This is a genomic window from Vibrio sp. 1727, from assembly GCF_033344415.1.
Classification (GTDB): domain Bacteria; phylum Pseudomonadota; class Gammaproteobacteria; order Enterobacterales; family Vibrionaceae; genus Vibrio; species Vibrio alginolyticus.
In genome coordinates this window covers 1-503 of record NZ_JAWPOT010000724.1, presented here as the reverse complement: position 1 = coordinate 503, position 503 = coordinate 1, and the positions used below count along the sequence as shown (strand labels likewise).

At 37.0% G+C, this 503-nt stretch carries 1 pseudogene; it reads right to left on the bottom strand.

The annotated features are described in order from the left end of the window. Positions 1-306: 306 nt before the first annotated feature. A pseudogene (locus R8O10_RS27820) lies at positions 307-503 on the bottom strand (hypothetical protein); the annotation flags it as partial.

Here is a 503-nt window from a genome sequence, read left to right as displayed (position 1 = left end):
ACAACGATTTTTTCTATTAAATCAATGTCACCTAACTGCCTAGCTACAGAACTAGGCGTAGTGCTCACGATTTTATATTCATTGTGACAGTCGAAAATTTTATAAACCGTCATTAATCTATCAACTCCTCATGTTTTACTACCAGGAGCCACCTATGGGTAAGTTACTTTTCAAATCATTCTTCATGAAGGAAACAGGCCTAAAAAAGCTGCGTTTTAGAGGAGAAAGCTAATTTCCTCGTCGACCATTACCGTGCTTCCAAACCCCAGTATCAGAGAAATAGTATTTTCATATTAATAAAAATCACTAATTAAATGGATCTGTCAAATTAGAAGAAAACATGATGCCATTGAGCTGATTTTGTTCACACAAAGCCTTAAACTTATCTGTACAGTACAAGGTGCCCGCTCCTTCTAGCCGAGACTTGAAAACCATTTTGTCTTTAACATCATCGTCAATAAAAACAAGGGTATCTAACCCATCTCGGCTCCCATATGCGATTT